General features: G+C 68.2%; 9 protein-coding genes and 2 pseudogenes. 7 read left to right on the plus strand and 4 right to left on the minus strand.

Annotation, left to right across the window (positions count from 1 at the left end; genetic code table 11):
- Nucleotides 1–99: 99 nt before the first annotated feature.
- Nucleotides 100–222: pseudogene (locus KUM38_RS29655) on the plus strand (lamin tail domain-containing protein); the annotation flags it as partial.
- A gap of 252 nt (nt 223–474) precedes the next feature.
- Here the strand turns inward: KUM38_RS29655 and KUM38_RS43060 are convergent.
- Entirely contained in the window at nt 475–597 is a 123-nt protein-coding gene (locus KUM38_RS43060) for a hypothetical protein (RefSeq protein ID WP_302181300.1), read from the minus strand.
- Nucleotides 598–680: 83 nt separating this feature from the next.
- Nucleotides 681–826, minus strand: a pseudogene (locus KUM38_RS29665) (IS5/IS1182 family transposase); the annotation flags it as partial.
- Nucleotides 827–886: 60 nt separating this feature from the next.
- Between KUM38_RS29665 and KUM38_RS43065 the strand changes: the two are divergent.
- The 5 genes from KUM38_RS43065 (at nt 887) to KUM38_RS29685 (ending at nt 4,948) form a co-directional block, all read left to right on the plus strand.
- Nucleotides 887–1,009 carry a hypothetical protein gene (locus tag KUM38_RS43065; protein ID WP_302181301.1) on the plus strand — a complete coding sequence of 41 codons (123 nt, stop codon included), beginning with the start codon at nt 887–889 and terminating at the stop codon, nt 1,007–1,009.
- Between the two features lie 163 nt (nt 1,010–1,172).
- Nucleotides 1,173–2,423 (plus strand): cytochrome P450, encoded by a 1,251-nt coding sequence (locus KUM38_RS29670; protein ID WP_217133778.1) that lies wholly within the window; start codon nt 1,173–1,175, stop codon nt 2,421–2,423.
- Nucleotides 2,424–2,732: 309 nt separating this feature from the next.
- Nucleotides 2,733–3,323: an SMI1/KNR4 family protein gene (locus KUM38_RS29675; protein ID WP_217133780.1), complete on the plus strand. Its 591-nt coding sequence runs from the start codon at nt 2,733–2,735 to the stop codon at nt 3,321–3,323.
- Between the two features lie 167 nt (nt 3,324–3,490).
- On the plus strand, nt 3,491–3,718 hold the full coding sequence (locus KUM38_RS29680) for a hypothetical protein (protein ID WP_217133782.1): 228 nt from the start codon (nt 3,491–3,493) through the stop codon (nt 3,716–3,718).
- 60 nt (nt 3,719–3,778) lie between these two features.
- Nucleotides 3,779–4,948, plus strand: coding sequence for a hypothetical protein (locus tag KUM38_RS29685; RefSeq protein WP_217133784.1), 1,170 nt, complete (start codon nt 3,779–3,781; stop codon nt 4,946–4,948).
- A gap of 249 nt (nt 4,949–5,197) precedes the next feature.
- Here the strand turns inward: KUM38_RS29685 and KUM38_RS29690 are convergent.
- Nucleotides 5,198–6,015, minus strand: a protein-coding gene (locus tag KUM38_RS29690; protein WP_217133786.1) for an IS5 family transposase whose coding sequence is annotated in 2 segments (ribosomal slippage) — nt 5,198–5,661 and nt 5,661–6,015 — 819 coding nt in all. Because the reading frame shifts where the segments join, the coding sequence is not laid out codon by codon here.
- A gap of 148 nt (nt 6,016–6,163) precedes the next feature.
- Between KUM38_RS29690 and KUM38_RS29695 the strand changes: the two genes are divergently transcribed.
- Nucleotides 6,164–6,565: a hypothetical protein gene (locus tag KUM38_RS29695; protein ID WP_254397975.1), complete on the plus strand. Its 402-nt coding sequence runs from the start codon at nt 6,164–6,166 to the stop codon at nt 6,563–6,565.
- 19 nt (nt 6,566–6,584) lie between these two features.
- On the opposite strand, the gene KUM38_RS29700 is transcribed toward KUM38_RS29695, so the two are convergent.
- Nucleotides 6,585–7,372, minus strand: a protein-coding gene (locus KUM38_RS29700) for an IS5 family transposase (protein ID WP_374227105.1) whose coding sequence is annotated in 2 segments (ribosomal slippage) — nt 6,585–7,073 and nt 7,076–7,372 — 786 coding nt in all. Because the reading frame shifts where the segments join, the coding sequence is not laid out codon by codon here.
- Nucleotides 7,373–7,565 lie beyond the last annotated feature (193 nt).

Raw genomic sequence — 7,565 nt, forward strand, 5'->3', positions numbered from 1 at the left:
GACCGACCTGCCACGGCCTGAGCACCGGCCCGGAACCTGGCCCCACCACACCTCGACACACCGTCAGACGCCCACACACCCAACAACGTGACAACGCCCTTCATCTGGAACAACGACAAGGACACCATCTACTTCTACAAGCCGGGCGGCTCCCGTGCCGACGTCCACGCCTACACCAAGAAGGCCAACGACCGCGACGGCAACATCACCTACCACGGCTGACCAACCAGCCCGAGCGGGTGGCCGGCTGCAGGACAGACACCCGGCAGCCGGCACCTCCCCCGCGCACCGGGCGACTGCAGCAGGTCGGAAGGGGCCCAGACGGGCGAGATCGGCACTGACGGCTGGCAGCGGCTGCCCCCGCCCGCGCGGCGTACCACCGGACGGCTGGCGCCCACTACGACGAAGTCCTCGGCCAGGTCGCTGAGCGGGCTCAGAACGCGCAGCATCGACAAGGCCGCCCTGCAGTGGTGGCTACAGGTCCTGGACCACGCGCAGAGCGGCGTCCACGCGGGTCATGACCGCGGCATCGACTCGGCCGAGGAGATTGGCGCCGTCGAACCAGTCGACGCGCAGCTGGACGATGTTGACGGCCACGGCGGTACGCGGGAGGCGTCGCCGATGACTACGGACATCGCGGTGTCGGGGTAGCGGCCGCTGTCGTGGAGCACGATCGCCCAGCGCCGTAGGCCTCTTCGAGGTTTGTATGCCTCGGCGTCAAAGGCGGGCGGGCGGCCTCCATCGCGACTCTCCTCAGCCGGTGTCCGAACTGATCAGACGGTTGAGGAATGACAGCACGGATCCCGCATTGACGAAGATGACCGCGGGCGGTTCATCGAGCGGTTCTGTGAGTTCACCGGCCAGTACCCGTCCGCCCCTTCCTTCATTGCGGTGGCGATACGCGTGGAGCTGGACACCGAGCGACATCGCGACGGTCGTCGCCCAGCTGGAGGACCCGTTCAAGGTGATGCGTGGCGGCGTGTTCTTCGACCTGCTGAAGCGGGTGTGACGCTGAGCGCGGATCCGGTCGGGTGTCACAAGTCGGTCGGCGGCACGGTCAGTTGTACGTGACCGACACCAACCGTCACCCACACCGACACCCGGCCCGTCGGCTCACCGCTCGGACGACTCGAGCTGCTGCCGCCATCCCTGCCGTCCGCCTTGGAGCCTCCATGCCCGAACAGTCGTCGACACCCCTCGTCCTGGACCCCGCAGCCTCCGACCGCCACGCCGAGCACCAGGCGTTACGCGACCGTGGCCCGGCCACTCGCGTGGACCTCCTGGGTCTGACCGTCTGGTCGGTGACGGACCCCGCCCTCCTCAAGCAACTGCTCACCAGCACGCAGGTCTCCAAGGACGGGCGCGCCCACTGGCCCGCCTACGCCGACACCGTGTCCACGTGGCCGCTGGCCCTGTGGATCGCTGTGGAGAGCATGTTCACGGCGTACGGCGGCGACCACCGCAGGCTGCGCCGGATGGTCGCGCCGGCCCTCAGCGCCCGCCGCGTCCAGGACCTGCGCCCGACCGTGGAGACAATCGTCACGACGCTCTTCGATGACCTCGAGGCGCGGCCTGCCGGGGAGATCGTTGACCTGCGCGAACACTTCGCGTACCCGTTGCCCATCGCGGTACTGGGCCGCCTCATGGGCATCGCCGACAGCCAACTCCAAGGCTTCCGCGACGTGGTGGACGGCGTCTTTGACACCACGGCCACCGCCGTGCAGGCCGCCGAGAACACGGCGTCCCTCTATAAGGCCCTCGATGACCTGATCGCCGCCAAACGCGCCGAACCCGCCGCCGACATGACCTCCCTTCTCATCGCCGCCCGCGACCACGAGGGCGACGGCGGCGGTTTCACCGACGGTGAGCTGCGCGACACGCTCCTGCTGATGATCAGCGCCGGTTACGAGACCACGGTGAACGTCATCGACCAGGCGGTCACCGCTCTGCTCACCGACCCCGAACAACTCAGCCACCTCCGCGCGGGCCGGGCGACCTGGGACGACGTCGTGGAGGAGACGCTGCGCCACGAACCCGCCCTCAAGCACCTCCCGCTGCGCTACGCCCTCACAGACATCGCTCTGCCCGACGGCCTGACGATTCCCCGAGGCGAGGCGATCCTCGCCTCCTACGCAGCCGCCAACCGCCACCCCGACTGGCACGGCCCCACCGCCGACCGCTTCGACGTCACCCGCCTGAACAAGGACCACCTGGCGTTCGGCCACGGCGTCCACTTCTGCCTGGGCGCCCCGCTGGCCCGGATGGAGGTGGCCACGGCGCTCCGCCTGCTCTTCACCCGCTTCCCGGACATCGAACTGGCTGTTCCTGTTGGCGAGTTGCGGACCCTCCCGACCGCGATCGGTAACGGCCACCGGACCCTGCCGGTTCGCCCCCGTCGTACGACCGGTGAGCCCGCCCGCTGACCCGTCCGAACCAGTGCAGGCAGTGCGGAGGCCGTTCCGTACGGAACAGCGCGTCCGCACGCGCGACGGCCTCCGCGTGATGGGCGAGGACGACCCGAAACGGCGGTCGACGACGGCCAGGCCGCGCTGGATCAACTGTTGGAGCGTCTGGCGGACGTCCCCACTCCGTCCGGCGCGACGCCACGCCAGCTCCTGCCGATCATCGAGGTCCGGCAGGGGCACACGCCGAAACCCTGAGCTTGACGTCGGAACTGCTGTGTTCGGCCGGCCGCAGTCGGGGTGTCGGTGGCGGGTGGTACCTGTTAGGACGTGGAAGACACGATCCCGGATGCGCTGGCTCTCCTGCACGACGCCTTTCCCGCACAGGTCCGCCGTCGCCCTCTGGGCTGGAAGGCGCTCCGCTCCTGGGAGGACTGGCAGGGCGTGGTGTTGCCTGAGCCATATCGCACCTTCGTTGCTGAGATCGCGAACGGGACAGACGAGGGACCCCCTGACGAAGGCGGTCTGTTGCCCCTGGGAGAGAAGCCAGCCAGCTGGGTCAGGTGGGAAGCGGACTGCTGGATGAGTCCTGAGCCGTTCGATGGCACAGCCGTGCGCGGGCTCGGTCAGCCCTTCCCGCTCGAAGAGGAATGGCAGTGGGAGTACGACTACTACGACCACGCATTGCACTCCGACACGTTGCATCAGATCTACCAGTGCGGCTCGGTGCTGCTGGGCAGCGACCGGCCCGGTGAGTACTGGACGCTGGTGGTGACCGGTCCACGGCGCGGTCAGGTCTGGTGGCTCCGCGACGGATGCGCAGCTCCCTACGCCGATGCCCCGTCCGCGCAGCTCGGGGGCGGCTTCCATGGTTGGATCCGGGACTGGCATGTCGGCCAGGGCTGGTGGCGTCCCGAGTAGCCCAGCCTCGGGATTGGTGAGCTCGCATGTTGAGGTGTCGCGTATTCCAGCTCAGAGCGCCCCGATCGGTCACTTCGGGTCATGCGGGCGGGTGTCCAGGGTCCGGCCCGGAGTGAATATGGTCGTCCGACGGTGCGTTCGAAGCGCTTCGGGAGGGGAGAGTGCCGGTGGACGTCGTCGCGATTATGGAAGCACTGGCTGAACAGGGCGTAACGGTGCTTTTCAAGGCCGACGCTGAGCGGATGGCAGAGAGGAGCAAGGCTTGGACCTTCGTCGCCAGTGGAGCGCCGTTGCGCGAGGACGTCCTTGTGCGAACCGAAGCCGCGTCTGTGGAGCAATGCCTCGCAGCGTGCTTGCCCCGCCTGCGTGAGCTGGGCTTTTCGTTCCCTGAGTGAGAGAGCGGGTGTGACCGAACCGCCGCCCTGGATGTCAGTGCCGGCTGCTTACATGAGCCCATGGACACCGTGCACACGACCGCCACCCTCCTCCCGGACCCCGCCGAGCTCCGCGCGCACCTGCGCGCGCTGGCCGTGCTGGACCAGGCGATCTGCCGCGACCCGCGGTTCCCTCGCTACTCCTTCTCCACCACCTGGGGGCCTGGGACGGACGCGGCCCTGATGGACAACGGCTCGGGTGACGACTTCTCCGTCCTCTTCACCCCGGCCGGTGTACTCGTCCGCGGCTTCGACCACGAGTCGGAGATGAGCCCGTACGCCACGGACGACGAACAGGTCTGGCCCGGTGTCATCGACGAGGTGCCCGCCGCGCTGCGCCCGCTCCTGGACGACCCGGCCTTCGTCGACGAGGGCCTCGGCGCCCCGCGGGTCACCGCCTGCCTGTGGTGGGAGACCGGCGGCAGCGCCTGGCGCACCGGCTCGGGCATCGCGTTCCCCTCGGGCAGCTCGGACCCGGACGGCTCCGGGCACCTCTTCCGCCTCCTCACCGACCGCTCCCCCGAGGCCGTCCAGGCGCACTTCGAGGAGGACTACGGGCGGCCCGTCCCCCTCGACGCCGTCCGCCACGTCCTCGCGGGCCACCCCCTGACCCCCGAAGCCGCCCGTGGTCTCAACCCGGCCGCCCTCTCCGACGAGGCCCTGCTTGGCCGGATCGCCGCCGACCCCGAGGTCGAGGCGTACCTCGCCTGCGACGGCGAGTTCGACCTCACGCGGACCGACCCCATCGAGTCGATCGCCCTGCCGGCCGGTCTCCCGGTGGAGCCCGTGGCCAGCTGCAACGCGGGAGGCACCCACTACCTCTGCGGACCGGCCGGCTCCGACCGCGTCCGCCCCGTCCTCTACACCGACTCCGAGGGCCAGGCTTCCCTCATCGCGGAGTCCCTCGCCGAGGCCCTGACCTTGGCCATCGTCCTCCCCTCCTGGCACGACGCCCTGGCCGGCTTCCGTCCCCCCGCGCTCAACGCCGACTACCTTGAGGACAACCCGGACCACCCCGAGGTCCGCGACCGCCTCCTCGCCGCCCTCCGCCTCCCCCCGGCCACCGAGGCCGAGGTCCTGGCCCGCCTCCTCACCACGGCCGCCCGCACCGTCCCGGACGGCTTCCTCCCTTCGGCCGAGGGCGAGGAGGACGCGGCCTTCGAACCGATGCTCCGTCTGCCGGCCGAGTAGGACAGCCCCGCCGCGCGCCGCCTTCCGGACCCGACGTACCGGTACGGCGAAGCCATGACCGCACTGCCCGACTGGATGCGCCCGCCCCGCGCGGAGGGCTGTTCGCGGAGGGCGTGGAGCGCCTCCCCGAGGTTCGGCCCGGCACATGCCGGATCTTCGGCAGGAGACTTTGGGGTGATCGCCCTCAAGGACGTGAAGGGATGGGTCGTCACCGGGCATCACAACGATGCCCTTACCTAAGACCGTGTCCTACGTGGTGAGGCGGATGAGTCGCTTGTAGCAGCACAGGGCGGCGGCGAGGCCGAGAAAGGCCAGGTAGTTGCGGGGATCGCGTTCGTAGCGAGGGCTCAAGCGGCGGTAGCCGGACAGCCACGACATGGTGCGTTTGATCACCCAGCGGCGCCGCCCTAATCGCTCGCTGGACTCGATTCCCTTGCGGGCGATGCGCACGCCGATCCGCTTCCCTCGCAGCCATCTACGCAGGTCAGCCCGGTCGTAGGCTTTGTCGGCGTGCAGGCGCTGGGGCTTGAAGTACCGGCCGCGATGGGGGTCGTGTCTCGTTTGGTGACCCTCCACCATCGGCTTCAGCCCTTCGCTGTCGTGGGTGTTGCCGGCCGAGACGCCGACGAGAAGGGGCAGTCCGTTCGCGTCCGACAGGACGTGCATCTTGGAACCCGGCTTGCCCCGGTCCACGGGGCTCGGACCTGTATGTCCGCCCCTTTTTTAGCCCTGACGTGGGCGGTGTCCAGGACGACGCGAGTGACGTCGAGGAGGCCGGCGTCGTCGAGCCGGTGCAGCACGGCCTCGTGCAGCCGTCCCCAGAGGCCGGCTCTCGACCAGATCAGGAACCGCCGGTGGGCGGTCGACTTCGATATCCCGAAGCAGGGTGGCAACGCCCGCCAGGCACAGCCGGACACCAGGACGTAGATGATGGCGGCGAACAGCGTCTCATCAGGGGTGTCCTGCGTTCCGCCGCCCTGCGGCCGCACCTTCGATGGTGGGATCAGCGGCTTCGCGATCTCCCACAACCCGTCCGGAACAATCCAACTCCACGTACCCCGCCCCATACCGAACTCAACGACGCCTCACCACGTAGGACACGGTCTAAGAGCTCGTAACACGATCATGCGCCCGGTCCAGTAGTCGTGTCGTGGTGGAACGTGGGAGCGTGGCCCTGGATCGTAGGCGATGACCTGTGTGGGGAGGAGTGGCTGGATGAGCGTGGTGTGGGCGGCGACATCGCCAGAATCGGGACTGTTCTCTCCGGTTGAGAGACGTTCAGAGGTGAAGGGTCTGTCAGACCGCTTCAACGACCTGCGTTCTCTTGGCCAGGGGTACGTCGAGGTTCGGTTGCCGAACAGGGAGTTCCCGATGCTGATGCTGGCCTTCCGAGATGATCACGCGGTCGTCCAACTGATGAGTGACCCCGAGCGGATGTCTCTGCTCGTAGGAGACGGCACTGTGCCCTCGGATGCCGAGGTCGAAGTCCCGATCATGGGCGACCTCGCCACGTTCACGGGCGATTTTGTCCTGGATGTCGATCGGGCGTGGGAGCTGGTGCATGACTTCACCCAGATGCGTGCTGCCGGCCCTCTGGGTGAGTGGCCTGAGTTGTAGCCAAGAGCTCGTGCTCCGATCATGATCGGGGCTTCTTCAGTCGCCTCCAGCAGATGAGGCTGCAGGCCAGGTAGACGAGGGCGTCGTGGAGTTCGGTGCGGCGTTCCCATCGGACGGCGAGGCGTTTGAAGTGGTGGAGCAGGGCGAAGGTCTGCTCGACGACGTAGCGGAGTTTGCCCAGGCCCTTGATGTTCGGGGATCCCTTGCGGGAGATGACGGGCAGGATCCGGCGCCTGCGGAGTTCGGCGCGGTTGGGGTTGGAGTCGTAGCCTTTGTCGCCGAGCAGGGCTTCGGGCCGGCGGCGGGACCGGCCGGGGCGGCCGGCGACGGGTGGGATGCCGTCGACCAGGGCGAGGGTCTGGGTGACGTCGTTGACATTGGCCGCGGTGGTGATGACCTTGAGCGGGGTGCCGCGTCCGTCGCAGATCAGGTGGTGTTTGCTGCCCGTCTTGCGCCGGTCGACCGGCGACGGACCCGTGTCAGCACCCCCTTTTTCGCCCAGATGTGTGAGCCATCCACGCAGGCCCGTGACCAGTCGAGTTCCCCGGCCGCGTTCAGTTCGGCCAGCAGAATCCGGTGCAGCCGGTCAAAGACGCCGGCCTGCTGCCACCGTTCCAGGCGGCGCCAGCAGGTCTGCCCGGAGCCGAACCCCAACTCCAGCGGCAGCAGTTGCCAGGCTATGTCGTTGTAGAGGACGTACAGGATGCCCTGCAGACACAGTCGGTCGTCCACCGGCCGTGGCCCCGGCGACCGCTCGGGCCAGGGCGGCAGTAACGGCTCGATCAGCGCCCACAAGTCATCGTCCACGGTCCATGGCCGAGTACTCACAACATCACGAACGGCCCAACCACCAGACCGGTCACGCCCAACCGGGCCGCTTCAACAAGATTGTGTTACGAGCTCTTACTGAGTTTTTCGTTAGTTCTGTGGTGGTGGGGGCTTCGGCAGTGTGAGCATGATGGTGTGTCTTCCAAGCCGCAGGATGCTGTTGCTGATGTCT

It is taken from the genome of Streptomyces sp. AC558_RSS880 (genome assembly GCF_019049255.1).
In the GTDB taxonomy this organism is placed as follows: domain Bacteria; phylum Actinomycetota; class Actinomycetes; order Streptomycetales; family Streptomycetaceae; genus Streptomyces.

What these genes read in the sequence shown, in the direction of transcription:
- KUM38_RS29695 (WP_254397975.1), top strand. Translation starts at nt 6,164, where the DNA reads ATGAGCGTGGTGTGGGCGGCGACATCGCCAGAATCGGGACTGTTCTCT.
- KUM38_RS29670 (WP_217133778.1), top strand. Translation starts at nt 1,173, where the DNA reads ATGCCCGAACAGTCGTCGACACCCCTCGTCCTGGACCCCGCAGCCTCC.
- KUM38_RS29685 (WP_217133784.1), top strand. Translation starts at nt 3,779, where the DNA reads ATGGACACCGTGCACACGACCGCCACCCTCCTCCCGGACCCCGCCGAG.